The organism is Ligilactobacillus acidipiscis DSM 15836 (genome assembly GCF_001435755.1).
Taxonomy (GTDB): Bacteria; Bacillota; Bacilli; order Lactobacillales; family Lactobacillaceae; genus Ligilactobacillus; species Ligilactobacillus acidipiscis.
Map to the genome: position 1 here is coordinate 1 of NZ_AZFI01000405.1, position 313 is coordinate 313.

General features: G+C 33.9%; 1 protein-coding gene. It reads right to left on the reverse strand.

Translation table 11 applies throughout. The features are described from left to right. The coding region (locus FC65_RS11270) for a transposase (RefSeq protein ID WP_156408659.1) at positions 1-313 on the reverse strand (313 nt) is incomplete at both ends.

Below are 313 nucleotides of genomic sequence, written 5' to 3' on the forward strand. Positions count from 1 at the left end.
GGGACTGGGACAAAACGTTTCCAGTTTAATAAAAATAACACGGAATTTTCTGATTTTGGAAAATTTCGTGTTATTTCTTTGTGCTGATTTTTTCTCTGTTTTAAAGAAATAATTTAGCTGCTTAAACTTGGCCATTTTGGTCAAGTTCAGTGCCATTAACATCAATCCAAGTTCGTTTGAAACTGCTGCTTGCCCGCGAACATGAACTCGATGGAATGCAAAATTATCTTTTAGATTTCCGAAAACTGATTCAACATCTATTTTTCGCTGTTCATAAATGTCTTTCAGTTCAGGATCTGAAAGTTTTTCTTTA